This window comes from Methylobacterium amylolyticum, from assembly GCF_030700245.1.
Lineage (GTDB): Bacteria > Pseudomonadota > Alphaproteobacteria > Rhizobiales > Beijerinckiaceae > Methylobacterium.
On the sequence record NZ_JAUYZI010000086.1, the window covers coordinates 1 to 14,901 of the forward strand.

General features: G+C 62.9%; 18 protein-coding genes. 10 read left to right on the plus strand and 8 right to left on the minus strand.

The window, feature by feature from the left end:
• Window positions 1-722: 722 nt before the first annotated feature.
• Window positions 723-1,154, plus strand: coding sequence for a hypothetical protein (locus Q8W71_RS30925; RefSeq protein ID WP_305529198.1), 432 nt, complete (start codon window positions 723-725; stop codon window positions 1,152-1,154).
• Here Q8W71_RS30925 and Q8W71_RS30930 read toward each other — a convergent pair.
• Window positions 1,151-1,381 carry a hypothetical protein gene (locus tag Q8W71_RS30930; RefSeq protein WP_305529199.1) on the minus strand — a complete coding sequence of 77 codons (231 nt, stop codon included), beginning with the start codon at window positions 1,379-1,381 and terminating at the stop codon, window positions 1,151-1,153. The two genes, Q8W71_RS30925 and Q8W71_RS30930, sit on opposite strands and share 4 nt — an antisense overlap.
• Window positions 1,382-1,544: 163 nt before the next feature.
• A complete protein-coding gene (locus Q8W71_RS30935) occupies window positions 1,545-1,934 on the minus strand; it encodes a hypothetical protein (protein ID WP_305529200.1) in 390 nt (129 codons plus the stop codon).
• A 771-nt stretch (window positions 1,935-2,705) separates the two neighbouring features.
• On the opposite strand from Q8W71_RS30935, the gene Q8W71_RS30940 reads away from it, so the two are divergent.
• The 5 genes from Q8W71_RS30940 (at window position 2,706) to Q8W71_RS30960 (ending at window position 7,451) form a co-directional block, all read left to right on the plus strand.
• Window positions 2,706-3,374: a transcriptional regulator gene (locus Q8W71_RS30940; RefSeq protein ID WP_305529201.1), complete on the plus strand. Its 669-nt coding sequence runs from the start codon at window positions 2,706-2,708 to the stop codon at window positions 3,372-3,374.
• A 20-nt stretch (window positions 3,375-3,394) separates the two neighbouring features.
• The gene (locus Q8W71_RS30945; protein ID WP_305529202.1) at window positions 3,395-3,949 is read left to right on the plus strand and encodes a hypothetical protein; all 555 of its coding nucleotides are present in this window, start codon (window positions 3,395-3,397) and stop codon (window positions 3,947-3,949) included.
• A gap of 301 nt (window positions 3,950-4,250) precedes the next feature.
• The gene (locus tag Q8W71_RS30950) at window positions 4,251-4,736 is read left to right on the plus strand and encodes a hypothetical protein (RefSeq protein WP_305529203.1); all 486 of its coding nucleotides are present in this window, start codon (window positions 4,251-4,253) and stop codon (window positions 4,734-4,736) included.
• Window positions 4,729-5,142: a hypothetical protein gene (locus Q8W71_RS30955; protein ID WP_305529204.1), complete on the plus strand. Its 414-nt coding sequence runs from the start codon at window positions 4,729-4,731 to the stop codon at window positions 5,140-5,142. The genes Q8W71_RS30950 and Q8W71_RS30955 overlap by 8 nt, the downstream gene beginning before the upstream one ends.
• Entirely contained in the window at window positions 5,139-7,451 is a 2,313-nt protein-coding gene (locus tag Q8W71_RS30960; RefSeq protein ID WP_305529205.1) for a TOTE conflict system archaeo-eukaryotic primase domain-containing protein, read from the plus strand. Before Q8W71_RS30955 ends, Q8W71_RS30960 begins: the two co-directional genes overlap by 4 nt.
• Here Q8W71_RS30960 and Q8W71_RS30965 read toward each other — a convergent pair.
• Window positions 7,448-7,774 carry a recombinase family protein gene (locus tag Q8W71_RS30965; protein ID WP_305529206.1) on the minus strand — a complete coding sequence of 109 codons (327 nt, stop codon included), beginning with the start codon at window positions 7,772-7,774 and terminating at the stop codon, window positions 7,448-7,450. The two genes, Q8W71_RS30960 and Q8W71_RS30965, sit on opposite strands and share 4 nt — an antisense overlap.
• Before the next feature lie 193 nt (window positions 7,775-7,967).
• Between Q8W71_RS30965 and Q8W71_RS30970 the strand changes: the two genes are divergently transcribed.
• Entirely contained in the window at window positions 7,968-8,987 is a 1,020-nt protein-coding gene (locus Q8W71_RS30970) for a ParA family protein (RefSeq protein ID WP_305529207.1), read from the plus strand.
• 370 nt (window positions 8,988-9,357) lie between these two features.
• Complete coding sequence (locus Q8W71_RS30975) at window positions 9,358-10,002, plus strand: hypothetical protein (protein WP_305529208.1); 645 nt, start codon at window positions 9,358-9,360, stop codon at window positions 10,000-10,002.
• Between the two features lie 5 nt (window positions 10,003-10,007).
• Here the strand turns inward: Q8W71_RS30975 and Q8W71_RS30980 are convergent, their stop codons facing one another.
• From Q8W71_RS30980 to Q8W71_RS31000, 5 genes are all read right to left on the minus strand, one after another.
• Window positions 10,008-10,706: a recombinase family protein gene (locus tag Q8W71_RS30980; protein ID WP_305529209.1), complete on the minus strand. Its 699-nt coding sequence runs from the start codon at window positions 10,704-10,706 to the stop codon at window positions 10,008-10,010.
• An 88-nt stretch (window positions 10,707-10,794) separates the two neighbouring features.
• Window positions 10,795-10,959 carry a ribbon-helix-helix domain-containing protein gene (locus Q8W71_RS30985; protein ID WP_305529210.1) on the minus strand — a complete coding sequence of 55 codons (165 nt, stop codon included), beginning with the start codon at window positions 10,957-10,959 and terminating at the stop codon, window positions 10,795-10,797.
• A 169-nt stretch (window positions 10,960-11,128) separates the two neighbouring features.
• A complete protein-coding gene (locus Q8W71_RS30990; RefSeq protein ID WP_305529211.1) occupies window positions 11,129-11,752 on the minus strand; it encodes a nucleotide-binding protein in 624 nt (207 codons plus the stop codon).
• Between the two features lie 65 nt (window positions 11,753-11,817).
• Complete coding sequence (locus Q8W71_RS30995) at window positions 11,818-12,090, minus strand: hypothetical protein (RefSeq protein ID WP_305529212.1); 273 nt, start codon at window positions 12,088-12,090, stop codon at window positions 11,818-11,820.
• 253 nt (window positions 12,091-12,343) lie between these two features.
• Complete coding sequence (locus Q8W71_RS31000) at window positions 12,344-13,531, minus strand: phage major capsid protein (protein WP_305529213.1); 1,188 nt, start codon at window positions 13,529-13,531, stop codon at window positions 12,344-12,346.
• A 303-nt stretch (window positions 13,532-13,834) separates the two neighbouring features.
• Here Q8W71_RS31000 and Q8W71_RS31005 point away from each other — a divergent pair, with 303 nt between their 5' ends.
• Both Q8W71_RS31005 and Q8W71_RS31010 read left to right on the plus strand, forming a co-directional pair.
• The gene (locus Q8W71_RS31005) at window positions 13,835-14,506 is read left to right on the plus strand and encodes a recombinase family protein (RefSeq protein ID WP_305529214.1); all 672 of its coding nucleotides are present in this window, start codon (window positions 13,835-13,837) and stop codon (window positions 14,504-14,506) included.
• 158 nt (window positions 14,507-14,664) lie between these two features.
• Window positions 14,665-14,895, plus strand: coding sequence for a DUF6894 family protein (locus tag Q8W71_RS31010; RefSeq protein WP_305529215.1), 231 nt, complete (start codon window positions 14,665-14,667; stop codon window positions 14,893-14,895).
• Window positions 14,896-14,901: the final 6 nt, after the last annotated feature.

Consider the following 14,901-nt stretch of genomic DNA (forward strand, 5'->3'; position numbering starts at 1 on the left):
GACCATGATGCGTCTAGAGGGCAGTGCAACCGACGCAAACAACTTCTGGGCCGACGCTTTAGATGACAACGGCGAGCGGGTGATCGCGGCCCGCATCAGCCTGTCCGTCACCCGGCTGTAGAACCTCAGGGCCGGTCAAACCGGCGCATCGACCGGGCGTCGCACCGCTCCGGTGCGGTAGTCATAGTAACACACGTTAGGGTGGAACAACCGCCACCACCACACGGTTTACTTTCCAATAACGACGAGCGCCCAGAAAAAAGGCCACTCCCGAAGGAGCGGCCCGAAGTCTAGGGAGGAAACGCCCAGTGAAGGGCTGCACCGCAGCGACGCCATCGCCGCGCTGCACCATAGGAACGTGAGCGATCGGATCTGGTTCCGGCCTCGGGTGGTGATAGGTCAGGCCCCTGCACCAGGTGAGACGGGTGTGACTTAGCCTCCGCCCGGTCCGGGTGGGGGTTTTTGTGGGTTGGATAGAATTGCGTTGCCAGGATTTGCGGATGACGTAATCGCAGCCGCAAGCGCAATCAGTGGAGCCCGGTGCAAGGCAACGCGTCGAAGCGCTGACTGCTTGAGCCCTACGAGCGCGACTAACGATGGCGGCGAATGGCAGCGCTGATTAACTTGTTTGCGAGAGGGTGCGCTTCACCATCCTTCAGACAAGAAACTCGCTGATGCTAAGCCAAGATTGGTCTAAGGTATCACCACATCAGCTTGGGCGGATGGCTGAGTACGTCGCTCGCATTGAGTTCGCCAAGCAGGGCTACTCGATCTTCATACCTGAGATTGATGATCGCGGCGTTGATATGCTCGTCTACCGCGAGGACGTTGGATATAAGAGCATTCAAGTCAAATCAATTCGGGGCTACCAATACGTCTTTATGAGGAAGAAGTACTTCACACCACGGGCGGATCTCGGGCTTTGCCTGATCGTGTTTCTACCAAGTAAATTTGAGATATACGACATACCCTCAACACGCTGGCTGTCGCCATGTGGTGTCTTCTGTGACCGAAATTATGAGGGTGGCAAGAGCGCACCGGAGTACGGCGTCAACGTCTCGCGGAAAAACCTTGAGACGTTGAGCGCTTTTCGCCTCATCAGCTCACCGATATCGCCCAGCGTGCCTGTCGCAGCATCAGTGGCAGAGGGCTAGGCAGACCCGCACTCCGGGAGGGTGTCGGGGATAGCAAGCCGGCCGTGGCGATACATTGCCCGCGCGACCTCGACAGAGCCCTCAGCCGTGTCGCAGGGCGGCGAGAGGACGATCAGCAGTCCGTCCACCTCCCGGTGTACGTGGGCGGTGAAGAAGCCGCCGGCCTCCCTGCGGACGTTGATGCTCACGGCGAGCGCCTTGGCGCCTCGGATCGGCTGCACGTTCATGGTGGTCCCCTTGATGGTGGCTATCAAGGGGTATTCGCTAGCGCGCTAGCGGCGCTAGCTCTCTTTCTTGGTTGAAAGCTAGGCTGTTTGCGCGCGCGGATGGCCGGGGGTGGTGGGCGCCCCTGGCGTACCGGAAGCGCAAGAATTTGACCGCGGGCGGCGCCTACACGGCTTCGTCGAGAGCAAGAGCGAGTTCGGCGCGGCGCTTGGCCAGGGCTTCCTCCCCCATGTCGAGGAACACGTCCAGGGGGCCGCCGTTCGCCCCGGTGATCTCGGTCGACTTCAGTTGGGGCAGAAGGAACCGGGCCGCGGCGGCGGCGGCCTGCATCCGCAGGTCGAGCGGCACCGCCGGGTCGCGCTGGCGGCCCTTGCTGTCGACGTAAGGCTTGATGCCTAGTTCCTCGGTTCGGCCGCCCGCGAAGTACAAGAGCACCACAAACGGGTCGATGCCGAGTTCATCGGCCTTGGCCTGCGCCGCCTTGGTCGCGCGGTTCGGGGTGCCGGGCTTGCGGCCGGCAGCGGCGGGCCGGGGGACCCCAGATGTGAAGGTCATACTATGCTCCCTCGCTGTTACTTTAACACAGCCGGAAGCATATCTTGTCGATGTGTGGTGGGCTGCCGCAAACACTTGTATGCTAGCCGATAAGATCAACCATGTCCCAGGAAACGTTCCGGGCAATTCCGGGGACGTTCCGGGATAAGGGTCCGACTAAGCTTCTGATACGACACGCCGTTCCGGGCATTCCGGGATTTCCGGGAGAGAGGAGTTAGAAAGTGGGGCTTCGCGCCCCTGCCGCGCTCCGCAAAGGTTTCTCCGGTAGTCTGCCCTCCGACAGTTCGAAGGGCGAAAATCCCGGAATGCCCGGAATACCGTGATCCTTCAGCAACTTACGCCCGGAACTCCCCCCCGGATTACCCGGATTGCCCGGAATGTCGTGGCGTTGCAGCAGCTTACGACAGATCTGGAGAACGCCCGCCCGCCTTCTCCCCCCGGAACCACCCCCGGATTTGCCGCGGCATACCCCGGCACGCTACCGTTGCCGTTGACGCATCAGCTTCGGCTGTGCGTCATGCCGTGTCGGCTGTCGGCTCGCGTCCGTGAGTCCCAGCCGGTGACAGTGAGGTGGCCTAGAAACACGAAACCCGCCACGAGGGCGGGTCACATGCCGGCCGAGGCCGGGGAAATCAGTGTCTGAGCAACTCTGATCCTCCCCCAAATCGACGCCCGTGACAAGAGGGAAACGCCCGTTTTCCTCAACGGCGGAGCTTTGCCCGCGTGCGTCCGCGCCTCTGCGGCTGGTCTCGCGACCAGGGGTGCGGAGCTATGTTCGCAGATGAGATCCGGCGCGCCGTCGAGGCTGCGCCGCGCGTGAAGCTGCCCGCCGTGGCAGCGATGCTGTGGCGCGCCTTCGGGGCGGGTCAGGTGACGGAGGCCGAGGCCGAGACGCTGTCCGAGCTGATCGAGGCGCGGAAGATCCCCCCGGCCACGCCCGCGGCGCCGAGAAGGGCCGTAGGCTCGCGCCCGCGTACGGACGCCAGTCTAGAGCGGCGACGGCGCTGGGCGGCCTCAGGACGGCTCCCGCCGCAGCTCGCGGCCCGCTTCACGCTGGCCGAGCAGGCGGTGCTGGCCGTTGTGGCCTCAGAGGTGATGAAGCACGGGCGCTGCACCCTCGCCCACGGGCACCTCGCGGCGCTGGCCGGGGTGTCGGACAGCACCGTTAAGCGGGCGCTCCGGGCGGCGAGGGTGGCTGGCCTGCTCAACGTCGAGGTGCGGCGCGTCTCGGCCTTCCGCAACGACACCAACGTGGTGACGATCGCCGCGCCTGAGTGGACGAGCTGGCTGCGCCTCGCCCCGCGGGGGGTGGGGGTCGGACAGGACCTGGCACGAGTACCTATCAGTTCTAGACTGGCAATTTCGGGGAGAACGGCACCCTCGCAAGGGCTGCCGAGAGGGGGGAGAATCGGGGAAAGTCAGCGACATCTCCGAATCTGACGGTCTCAACGGATCCTGCCATGCAACTCTATCTTGTGAAGATGACCCATCCGAGAACTGTTGAGTCGTTCTATAAGATCGGAGTATCGCAAGACGCATCAAATAGATTCAAGTTCGGTAAAGTCCATGTTCTCGATAGCGACCTGTCATTAGAAGATAAAGTTGAACGATTACATAGGAGAGAAATATATATATCAGACCACCCTTACAATGTAGATGATGTGAAAGTTGTGGATTTCAAATATGAAGGAGAAGCTAGATTGGCAGAAAGAGACATTCTTCAAACGCTAAAAAGATTGCAATATTGGCCAAATGAGAAATTCTCTGGTCAATCAGAATGTTTTATGGCTGGGGATGAATATATATATAAGATAATTCACGAGCTAGAGAAATGGATGAAATTTCTCGCAGCAAAGGCTGCCGCAGAAGAACCAAGTGAGTTAAAATATCAATTGGCTCTTTCGAGAGTTAACGCTGATCTCGCAACCAAGCCCGACGATCCGATCGAATTACATCTAAAAGTGATTGGTTTGTTGCGTGAGTTATCTCCAAGTACGCAAAATGATGAAGAATGACGGGTCAATGGATCCGCATGTGTGAAATTAAGAATCATAGTTGACAACTAAATTGATACGAGCAATCTCGATCTGCTGCTGCGACATACGCGGCACCAAACAGGCGGCGCCCCAGAGCGGGGCGACCGCCTTTTCTTTTGGCCCAAGCCCGGGAGGCAAAGTCTTGATGGCAAACGATTTTGTGCGGTCGCCCCGTAGACGGTTTGTGCAACCACAGGTAACTTAATTTCCGCTATATAAACCTCAGATGGAGAACGCAGTGAATGCACCCACACCATTCAGGCGTACTGGTCCACCCGTCATGGAAGGCATGCTGGTTTGCGGGATCACCCTCGACTGGATTGCCTCTCAGGTCGGCGTCAGCAACGTAACGGCGGGGCGTTGGTACCGCGGCGAGCGTGGAATGTCGGCTGGTCAGGCCCTCTTCCTCACAAGCCTACTCGCCACGATGATCGAGGCCGGAGGCGAGGGCTTGGACAGCGGCGAGCTGTCGGAGCGCGATCGGCAAGCCTTGCGGATCAAACTCGACACAGCCCGCGCTTGGTACAGCCTCCAGGCCCTCGCGAACGAGGAACTGCCGGACGGGTGTGAGCACGAAGCTCTCGCAATCCGTGATGCGCGGCTCACTGCGCTACGCCGGCAGATCGCGCCCGAGGTCGGTGCCCCGCCCCGGCGGAACGCCGAGTTCAATCCCCGGAAACATGAAGCCCGACCCACTGCCGGCAAGCAATCGGGGTCGGGCTCCATCCGTAGAAACACCCCTACAAGAGGAGCATCCGGTGAATAGCGTAAGAAAGTTACGGTCGCCCGGCAACCCCTTCGACCCTGCCAACTACGGCATTTCCCTTGATCACGTCCGAGCGGTTCAAAGCGCCGTCGCCCGTGATGATCGCACTCTTTCCCGCACCCGGTCTGCTCCGGCGTTCGATCGGGTGTGCGACCGGCTGGTTCGGCTGGCGGCCGTGCGTGATGCGGTGTTCGACGCCGCCTCCCCACACTTCAACCCCGCCTGCCACGACATCACGCTTGATCACGCCCGCGCGGTCGCCGCGGCGATGGCCGAGGAGGCGGAGACGGTCCGCACCGGCCTGCAGCAGGGCCGCATCCGGCCGGTGGAGACGTTCGAGCTGCTGGTCGAGGTGCACGACTTCGTCTGCTCAATGATCGAGAACGCCATGGAGGGGTGCCCATGAGCGCCCTCCCGGCACCCGCGCCGTCGCTGGCGCAGCTCCTTCTAGATCGGTTCGGCGGTCGGCGCTCCGTCTACGCCAAGCGCAAGTTCCTGACGGCCGATGACCGATGGGGCTACGTCCCGGCACGCCGCAAGTCTGGCGACAGCAAAACCGACATCCCGCTGACGCTCGATGTTGTAGAGCGGCACCTTGCCAACAAGGCCGAGACGGACGCGATCGGCGTCTACCTCGTACCGGAGGGCGAGCACCGCGTGACGTTCGCGGTCCTCGACATAGACAACCACGGAGGCGCCCTCCCGTGGCTAGAGGTGGCCGAGAAGGTCCGACCCATCGTGACGGCTCTGAACCGCCTTGGGCAGGTCCTCGCGGTCCGATCCGGAGGCGGTTCCGGCATACACCTCGTGTTGTTCTTCGCGCAGCCGGAGGAAGCCGCCAAGGTCCGATCGTTCCTGCACTTCGTCTTGGGTAGCTGTGGGCTCAAAGACGGCCCCAGCGGTATCGGGACCGGGGCAGTGGAGGTGTTCCCGCGACAGGACAACGTGAAGGCCGGTGACTACGGCAACCTGATCGGCCTGCCGTTTGCTCGCAAGAGCGTCCCCCTGGACGACGATCTTCAACCGCTCTCGGTTGACGCGGCCCTGGATCGGCTCGCGATCATACCGGACTTCGAACTGCCAGAGACGCGCGGGGAGGGGCGTCGGCGGTCGGCTGCATCCGACGATGCTGGGGACGAGGAAAGCCCGCCAGCGGGCAACGTCGTGGATTTCGCGGCGGCCAAGCGCAGCCGCCTCGATCCCGCCGCCGAGAACGGGGTGGGGGAAGGTGGGCGGGATGAGACCTGCTGGAAGCTGGCGTCGAAGTGGTGCGGCGAAGGCATCCCCATCGAGGAGGCCGAGATCAAGATGGACGTGTTCTGCGACGGCTGCACGCCGCCGTATGAGCGTGCAGAGGGCCGAAAGAAGCTTCACCGCGCCTATGAGAAATACGAGCTAGGCGACAGCAAACGGGCACGTGAGGCCGCGGCTGTCGAAGAGATGAACAAGAAGTTCGCTCTTGTTCTTCAGGGCGGTAGCTCTCTTATTCTACGTGACCGACCGGGATCCGTTCCCGACTTCATCAAGCTCGGCGCCTTCAAAGATTACCACGCCAACGCTTTCGTCGGTAAGCGCAACAAGGCTCAGCTCTGGATGAGCCACCCGGACCGCCGCACGTACGAAGATGTAGCGTTTTCCCCCGGCCGGGACACGCCCGGGACGTACAACCTATGGCGCGGCTTCGTGTTCGAGCCGTCAGAGAGCGGGACCTGCAACCTCTTCCTTGAGCATCTGCGGGAGAACGTCGCCCAAGGCGATCCCGAACTGTTCCGGTGGGTGGAAGCATGGTTGGCGCAGATCATTCAGCGACCTGCCGTGAAGCTCGGAACATCTCTGGTCCTGCGCGGCGCGCAGGGAACCGGGAAAACCAAAGTCGGTGAGGTGATAGGTAAGCTACTCGGGCCCCACTACGTGCTCGCCGACGACTCACGCCTTGTCGTCGGGCAGTTCAACGCTCACCTCGCGCGGGCGATCCTACTTCACGCTGATGAAGCGTTTTTCGCAGGTGATCGCAGCTCTGTTGGAAAGCTGCGATCTCTCATAACTAGCTCAAAAACGACATTGGAAAAGAAGAATGTCGATCCGGTTGAGGTCGCGAATTACATGCGATTGCTCGTTACCAGCGATAAGGGTTGGGTCGTGCCAGCGGCGCTGGAGGAACGCCGCTTCGCCGTGCTCGACATGAGCGAGCGTCACCGTCAGGACACCGCCTACTTCAAAGCATTAGACGCAGAGCTAGAGGCCGGCGGCTACGGCGCGTTGATGAAGCACTTTTTGTCCGTGGACATCGACGCGGTCGACCTTCGCACGATACCCAAGACCAAGGCACTTGAGGACCAAAAGATTCACTCGATGGAACCCGTGCCACTGTTTTGGTTCACTCGCCTATTCAACGGGGAGATCAAGACCGATGATAGTGACTGGTCGATCGTGATTGCGAAGAGCGAGTTGTATCAGCAGTACTTGATAGAATGCCGAGATACAAACGAGCGATATCGCATGAACTCGGCTCAGTTCGGGCGGGAGCTACGTAAGATCTGCCCAGACATCAAAGACACGAAGACTTGGCTTAAGTTCAAGCTACCTGACGGAGCAGAGGACGAAAAGCAGGTCCACGCCTACGGGCTGCCGAACCTTGCGAAATGCCGTGCCGCCTTCGATGCTGCAACAGGCTGTAGGACGGATTGGCCTGAGATTGACGAGGGTTCGTTCTAAGGCCCGTAGGCGGCTGTCAGCGTTCCGGCGGTGTCGAGTGCCCGATTGACCTGCGCGGCCGTCCACGGGCCACCTCGTGGAGCAGGGATGCCCTCCCCGGTCAGGGTGCGGGCCATCCCGCGCAGGCTCTCTCCCTGGAGGGCCATCGCGTTGAGCCGGGGACTCAGGGCAAAAGCGCGATCGACGACCTTGCCCTGGCGCGCGCACAGACCGGCGGCATGGCCCTGCTGCGCGACGGCCGGGAGGTTACCGCGGTCGCCTCCGAGCCGCACGCCGCGGGTCTTCGCGGCGGCCAGCGCGGTCTTGGTGCGCGTCGAGATCATCGCGGCCTCGTGCTCGGCTACGTCACGAATTTACCGACCGTCATTGCCGTCTCGTTTTCCGCTACCTCGGATGCGGAAACGGTATGGTCCGATTTTGCCGACCACTAGTCCCAATCGGACGTTGCTGAGTCTAAAAAATCCTGGTACGTGTCCAAAATGGACGTTGCGACGTCGAGCGCGGACAGGTGCGAAGATGCTCAAGTACGCCTTTTGGAACAACAAGGGTGGCACCGGGAAGACCAGCTTGGCCTTTCAGGCCATCTGCCGATACGCCGAGCTCAACCCGGAGAAGCGCGTTCTGGTCATCGACGCCTGCCCTCAGGCCAACGTGTCGGAACTTCTGCTCGGCGGTCTCACCAACAACGGTGGGTCGAAGCTTTTGCAGGAGCAGGGCCACGTTCCTCGTCGTAGTCTCGGCGGGTATTTTCAAATCCGCTTGCCATCGCCGTTCAACATCCCGGTCTTCGACGCACACGATTACATCATGTCGCCGCGGACACAGAACCACCTAATCCCAGCAAACGTCTCGCTCGTATGCGGCGATCCACTCCTCGAGCTTCAGTCAAACGCCATCAACACGCTTTCGAACACGCAAATTCCTGGCACCGACACGTGGATTGCGGTGGTGGATTGGATTACGGACTTCCTCGCGCAGCTCGAAGACGATTTCGACACACTGTTCATCGACTGCAATCCAAGTTTCTCGTTGTACACTCAGATCGCGCTCTCATCGGCTGATCGATTAGTCATCCCGGTGATGGCAGATGATTCCTCACGGCGCGCTGTCCAGAACGCGCTTTCCCTTGTTTACGGGCTGAGTCTGCCGTCCCCGATCTACACGACGTATGCTTTTAACACGAAGCTGATCAATGCCGGGCGCCCGCTGCCCCGCGTCCACGTGATCGCCAAGAACCGGATCACACAGTACATGGGTCCGGCATCGGCCTACGCCGCGGTTCTCGCTGCGATTGAGGCAGACATCAGTCGCCTGCTTGTGAGCCACCCGCAGTACTTCACGTTCTCGGTGGTCGAGGACGGAACGGTGGACATCCGCGATTTCCAGACCACCGGCGTGGTCGCGTTCGCGCGTGGGCTGCCGTTCGAGCGGCTCACATCTGGCAAGCAGACGATCGGCGGCCACCGGGTCGCCGTGAAGGAGGAGTACCGGCAGAACGCGATCAAGTCGGTGAACGCGCTCGTTGCTAAGCTCTGAGACCGCTGCGTCGTTGTGCAGTGCAACTCAACGCAACGACCGTCAGAGGATTTGGCTGCCGTTCAGATTTGTGGCTGCAATGTGGCGAAGCCGAACCGTTGGAGACCCCTCCTCGGTAAGCGGAGAACGTCGATGACCTACCACTACGCGTGCACCTAGCGGTGCACAGAGCGCCTGCCGGTTGAGAAGCCGGCAGGCGCTCCCCATCGACGCTCGCAGGAGCTGCCCCATGACTACAACACCAACGCCCCGCCCGCGGTCTTCGGGCGGCACCCGCACGCCTCGCGCGCAGCCTCCGGGTAATGCCGATATGCCCCACCCGCAGCCCTTGGAGGGCGACCGCACGCCCCGGCGGGGGTCCCGTGGCTTCATGGCCGGGGCGATCGCTACCTTCATTCTGATGGCGAACGGCATCGGGGCTCTGGGGTACTGGGCCTACACGTACTGGCCGCCTTCGTGGACTGAAGCCGCGAAGGACAAGATTGGGCACATTCCGACGTCCGCGCAGGCGGCTGTCGGGCAGAAGGAAACCGCTCAACCGAAGGGCGAACTGGATAACAAGACCTTGTACGCGCACCTCTTCTACAAGGAGTCTGGGAGGGTTCAGACCTTCAAGGTGCTCTTCCATGACCAGGGCCGTTACTACACGGCTGATATCATCGACATGACACCGAACAATCAGGTCAAGGGGACGGCTTTCATGCAGGGTGAGGGTCTGGTCATCAACTACGCCTCGCTACCAGCGAACCGTCCGGGGTATGGTTCCTTCGTTCTGCAGCGTAGGCTGACTAGTTCTAATGACGACCCAATCGTCTTCTCTGGAGCTGCCTTGATCCACGATTGCGGCTGCTCGGACAACTCGATCCGCTTCAACGGTCCTATCTGGAATGTTCCTGTTGTTCTGACAAGTCAGAACCAGCCGACCATTCACGAGAAGGAGATTGGCTTGCGGAAGGACACTGGTCGCGCGGTCGGGATCATGCCGGCCGAGTTGTCCGACACTGTGAAGCAGTAGGCGGCTCAGGTTGCGCTGCGGGGGGAGAAGGCGCCCTCGGTACGTCGCAGCACTGCCTGGACCTGCGTGGCCTGCCACCGACCGCCCCGGGCTGTCTTCACGCCGCGGGCGTTGAGGGCGGCAGCGATCCCGCGCAGGCTTCGCACGCCGCTGGTCTGTACCTCGCGGACGATCGGCGCCACGTTGGCGGCGAACCGGGAGGCTTCCTCCGCGCCACGAGCTGCGCCCCTAAGGCCGGCTTCCGCGAGGTTGGTCGGGTTGCCGAGGCGCGCGCCCTGCGCTTTGCGGATCGCGAGCGCTGCGCGGGTGCGGTCCGAAATCATGCGCCGCTCCTTCTCAGCCAGCGCGGCGTAGATGTGGAGCATGAAGGGATCGACGTCCAAGCCAAGCTCGGCGACCCGGAACAGGACGTTCTGGGCCATTAGGCCCGCAATGAAGGCGACGTCGCGGCTGAGGCGATCGAGCTTGGCGACCAGTACCGCACACCGGAAGCGGCGGCCGGCGGCGAGCGCCGCGGCGAGCTGCGGGCGGCGATCGAGCGCGTCGCTGCCCTTGCCGGTTTCCACCTCCACGAAGCTTTCCGTGATCGTGAAACCGTTGGCCGCGGCGAAGGCTTCGCACCGTTCGCGCTGCGCCTCCAGGCCGAGGCCAGAGCGCCCCTGCCGGTGGGTCGAAACGCGGTAGTAGGCGACGATCGCGGGCATGGCGTCGAAACTCCAAACGTCGGTTAGGAGTTTTAAAGCTCGCTAGCATAGCCGTCTAGCTGGTTCGCTAGGGTGCTAGCGCGCTAGCTCACTTCCGTGCTGGCTTCGGACGCGCTCCGGCTGCCGCGATCTGCGGGAGGCCGTACTGCTGGAACACGAGGTTGACCCCCTCGACCATAAGGGCGTGCACCGTGGTCTCACGGTCGGCCGCGAGTTTCTTCAGCTCCTTGGCCGCCGCCTTCGTCAGGTGCACCGTTGTGCCCCTCCCGGCCTCAGGGACGGCGGTTGCCGGCTGGCGCGCCGCCAGGGCTTCCTCAACCGGGTGGACGGGTTTCGGAGCCGCCTTCGCGTCCAAGTCGCGCAACGCATCCGGGAGAGGATCGTCAGGCGGCTCTTGGATCGCTGTGCGAGCGCGGGGCATCTTACTCACGATCAAGCTCCTCTTGGAGGAAAGCCCACAGGTCGCGCAGCTCGGCCGCGGCCTTCCCCCCGGGATCGAACTCGGTCACGGCATGACCGCTGTTCAGAGAGTGCTGCAGGACGGCCCGTTGGGTGAGGGCGACAGGGGCGATCGGCAGCTTGAAGACGGCCAGCGCCTCACGCGCCTCGCGGACAACGCTCATCTCGCCCTCCGGCCGAGGTGCCGGGGTGAGGGTCAGGACGAACACGGCGCGCCGGCCGGTCGCCGCGACAAGCTTCACGGTTTGTCCGACTGCGTTGAGGTCGAAGAAGCCCGTGCGGGTCGGGATCACCACCAAGTCGGATAAGCGCACGACCTCCGCCAACCCGCCGTCCGCCTTACCCGCGGTATCCACGATGACGCGCTTGGCACCGGCCGAGCGAACCTTGTCGAGGATCTCGCCCAGCTTCTCTACAGGCTGGTAGGTGACAACGGGGCGCTCCGCCTCGCGCATCCGTTTCCACCCGTACGCGCTGCGCTGAGGGTCGGTGTCGATCAGGACGGCATCGGCGAGCACTGCCAGATGCACGGCGAGGGTCGTCTTGCCCACGCCCCCCTTCTGCGAGAGGACACCCAACGTCTTCATAGCAAACAAGCTCGCTAGCGCGATGGCCACGCTAGCATGAGCATACCTGCAACGAGATGCGCAAGCTAGGAAGCTAGCGTTGCTCCGGGTGCGCTCTTGCGTGGGCGGCCGTTTCGGATGCTGTCTGGAACCGGATAACGGGGTCCCTCCCGGAACGCCGCTGCATCGAAGGTTGGCGCCAGCGTGATGCGAAGCCGATCCGCCACGGTCTTCGCGTCAGCGGGGTCACGGGTGCGCAGGTGGACCTCTGCGCCGGCCGGGGGCTTGTTCGAGATGAGGATGTCCTTAAGGGCGCCCGCGTGCGTGCGGGTCACGTAGACGGCCAGCGGGGCGATCATAGCGCCGGCCTCGGCCGGGGGAGCGTCGGCAGCGGCACGCGCTCGCCCGTCAACGGGTTCAGGATAAACGCCACGGGAGCACTCCGGGGAGCATCAAGGATCGAGGGAAGGCGGGCCGGGGGAGATGCACCCCGGCCCGCCCCCGCCGTCCCGCAGCTCGACCACCACAGCGAGCGCGGAACGGTGCCGGCCCGAGCGACGATCGGGCCGGCGGCTCAAGCCGGCAGGAGGAAGACTGCCGGCCGGAGAGGGATCAGGCTTTGGGCCCGGTCTTGAGCAGCGCGAACGCCTCGGGGTTCACGACGTCGCCGCCGACGCGCTTGCGGGCGATGAACTTGACGAAGGGGTCCGCGGTGAAGGGGTCGCGCCGGATCGTCATGCCGATCCGATCCACGATGGTGTAGGCCTCGTGCCAGTCGCCGAAGGCGATGGAGAGACTGCCGGCCGCCATCTGCGGCATGTCTTCGGCGTCGCGGACAGAGTAGCCGAGCAGCGTGCCCGGCTGGCCGTCCTTGATGCCAGGCTGCCATAGATAGTTGCCCCTGTCGTCTTTCATGAGCCGAACAAGAAGCTGGGTGGAACGCGGCATCAGCCAAGACGCATTCTGCCGGTAGGCGGCCTTGAGGCTGTAGATCATCTCCATGAGGGCGTCGGCCGTGCCCGAGCCGTCCGGGAAGCCATCGGCCTTCCCCGACATGATACGCTGAACAGCGCCGCCCTCAGGGCTCGCGGCATAGGTGAGGAAGCCGACCGGCTGCCCGCGCCCGGTGCCGAGCACGAAGGCACGACCCTCCGTCCGGGCGAACTTGTTGGCGAGCTTCTTGGTCAGCCAGGAGTCAACGTCTACAGCGCTGTCTTCAAGCATCCGCTCCGTCGCCTGCGGGATGGCGGACAGCTCATGTACAACGATCTTCTTCTTGCCGAGCTGAGGGGTGTTCGTCTGCCGCCGGGGAGAGGTCTCATCGACCCACTGTGCTTCGGCCTCGTCAGCATCAACCGGGAAGTCGATTTCCGACGACGAGGCGGTCTGCACGTTGGCGACCTGCCGGATGGGCGATACCTCAAAGACCTTCTCGATCACGCGGGTGGAGAGCTGCGAGGGCACCAGATAGCCGCCGTCCGGATCGAAGCCGGAGGACAGCGCCTTCTGCTGCATAGCCTTCAGATTGCCGGTCTCGCCGGTGCGAACGAAGTTCTGGAAGGCGCTCTTGTACTCGCGTTCCTCGGAGGTCTCGGCCTTGAACTCGACGGACCCGCCGCCACGCTTGAAGGCAGTCTCGATCGCATCCATGCGGTTATGCAGCTCCGACTTGAGGCCGATGACGTCCTTCAGTTCCTCGGGCAAGCTTTCAATGCGCTTGTTCACCTTGTCGGTCTGCTCACCGATGCGCTTAACTTCGCGGGTAACAACTTCGACGACTTCGTTTGGAGTGTAGGACACAACGGACCCCTGGGAACGAAATGGCTGGTGGTCGCCCCCTCGTTGCCACCTGCGTCACGCAGGCCCGCGCTGTTGGATGGCTGTCGCGGAGACCTAATCAACGTCGCGCTGGCACGGTCTCTGCGGGTACACAAACCATACTATCAAGCTAGCACGCTAGCGAGTGTACGTTGGTAGCAAATACTTGTAGGCTGGTGCATCTTCCTGCCTGCCGTGAGCCAGCGCTGGGGCTAGCGGAACCGTCCCAATCGATTTACGTTACAGTCATCGGACGTAGACCGGAACGTAAGAGGAGCGAGTGGGATGGCTGAGGGGCGCTTCGTCTCCTACCTGCGGGTCTCCACCCGGAAGCAGGGCGCCTCGGGCCTCGGGCTCGACGCCCAGCGCAAGGCAGTGGCCGACTACCTGAACGGCGGCCGGTGGCAGCTCCTGGCGGAGGTGGTCGAGGTCGAGAGCGGCAAGCGATCGGACCGGCCGAAGCTGGCCGAGGCCCTGCGCCTGTGCCGGCTCCACGGGGCCACGCTGGTGGTCGCCAAGCTCGATCGTCTCGCCCGCGACGCGCACTTCCTCCTGGGCCTGTCCAAGGCCGGCGTCGAGTTCGTGGCCTGCGACATGCCCAGCGCGAACCGCATGACGGTGGGCATCATGGCCGTGGTCGCGGAGGAGGAAGCGCGGATGATCTCGGCCCGCACCAAGGCGGCGCTGGCTGCGGCGAAGGCCCGGGGCGTCAAGCTCGGGGGCAACCGCGGTGCCGTCCTCTCCGCCGAGGCGCGGGGCATGGGGACCGCGGCGCGGGTGGCGAAGGCCCAGGACCGGGCCGCCGACCTGTTGCCGGTCATCGCCGAGGTCCGAGCGGCCGGCGCGACCACGCTCCAGGCGGTCGCCAACGCGCTCAACGACCGCGGCATCCCGACGGCGCGTGGCGGTCGGTGGAGCCCGGTGCAGGTGCAGCGGGTCGAGGCGCGGACCGCCTGAGCCCACCGACATGGATACACCTTGGGCCGTCAACGCCAGCAGTTTCATTTATGGTCGGCGCAGCTCGCCGTTTCGTCTACAACTGCACGATCGCTGGCCACTGACCTGGGCGCCGGCGCCTGAGAGCGCGTGTGCTCCCGCCCCGAAGTGGAGCGCACATGCCACGCTATCGCATCAGTACATTCAACGGATCCGAAGTCATATATGGTGGCGGGATCGATCTACCTGATTTGGAAGCAGTGGAAAATCTACTCCGACTGACACTCACGACCATGATGCGTCTAGAGGGCAGTGCAACCGACGCAAACAACTTCTGGGCCGACGCTTTAGATGACAACGGCGAGCGGGTGATCGCGGCCCGCATCAGCCTGTCCGTCACCCGGCTGTAGAACCTC

What these genes read in the sequence shown, in the direction of transcription:
- Q8W71_RS30925 (WP_305529198.1), top strand. Translation starts at nt 723, where the DNA reads ATGGCTGAGTACGTCGCTCGCATTGAGTTCGCCAAGCAGGGCTACTCG.
- Q8W71_RS30930 (WP_305529199.1), bottom strand. Translation starts at nt 1,381, where the DNA reads ATGAACGTGCAGCCGATCCGAGGCGCCAAGGCGCTCGCCGTGAGCATC.
- Q8W71_RS30935 (WP_305529200.1), bottom strand. Translation starts at nt 1,934, where the DNA reads ATGACCTTCACATCTGGGGTCCCCCGGCCCGCCGCTGCCGGCCGCAAG.
- Q8W71_RS30940 (WP_305529201.1), top strand. Translation starts at nt 2,706, where the DNA reads ATGTTCGCAGATGAGATCCGGCGCGCCGTCGAGGCTGCGCCGCGCGTG.
- Q8W71_RS30945 (WP_305529202.1), top strand. Translation starts at nt 3,395, where the DNA reads ATGCAACTCTATCTTGTGAAGATGACCCATCCGAGAACTGTTGAGTCG.
- Q8W71_RS30950 (WP_305529203.1), top strand. Translation starts at nt 4,251, where the DNA reads ATGGAAGGCATGCTGGTTTGCGGGATCACCCTCGACTGGATTGCCTCT.
- Q8W71_RS30960 (WP_305529205.1), top strand. Translation starts at nt 5,139, where the DNA reads ATGAGCGCCCTCCCGGCACCCGCGCCGTCGCTGGCGCAGCTCCTTCTA.
- Q8W71_RS30965 (WP_305529206.1), bottom strand. Translation starts at nt 7,774, where the DNA reads ATGATCTCGACGCGCACCAAGACCGCGCTGGCCGCCGCGAAGACCCGC.
- Q8W71_RS30970 (WP_305529207.1), top strand. Translation starts at nt 7,968, where the DNA reads ATGCTCAAGTACGCCTTTTGGAACAACAAGGGTGGCACCGGGAAGACC.
- Q8W71_RS30975 (WP_305529208.1), top strand. Translation starts at nt 9,358, where the DNA reads ATGGCCGGGGCGATCGCTACCTTCATTCTGATGGCGAACGGCATCGGG.
- Q8W71_RS30980 (WP_305529209.1), bottom strand. Translation starts at nt 10,706, where the DNA reads ATGCCCGCGATCGTCGCCTACTACCGCGTTTCGACCCACCGGCAGGGG.
- Q8W71_RS30990 (WP_305529211.1), bottom strand. Translation starts at nt 11,752, where the DNA reads ATGAAGACGTTGGGTGTCCTCTCGCAGAAGGGGGGCGTGGGCAAGACG.
- Q8W71_RS30995 (WP_305529212.1), bottom strand. Translation starts at nt 12,090, where the DNA reads ATGATCGCCCCGCTGGCCGTCTACGTGACCCGCACGCACGCGGGCGCC.
- Q8W71_RS31005 (WP_305529214.1), top strand. Translation starts at nt 13,835, where the DNA reads ATGGCTGAGGGGCGCTTCGTCTCCTACCTGCGGGTCTCCACCCGGAAG.
- Q8W71_RS31010 (WP_305529215.1), top strand. Translation starts at nt 14,665, where the DNA reads ATGCCACGCTATCGCATCAGTACATTCAACGGATCCGAAGTCATATAT.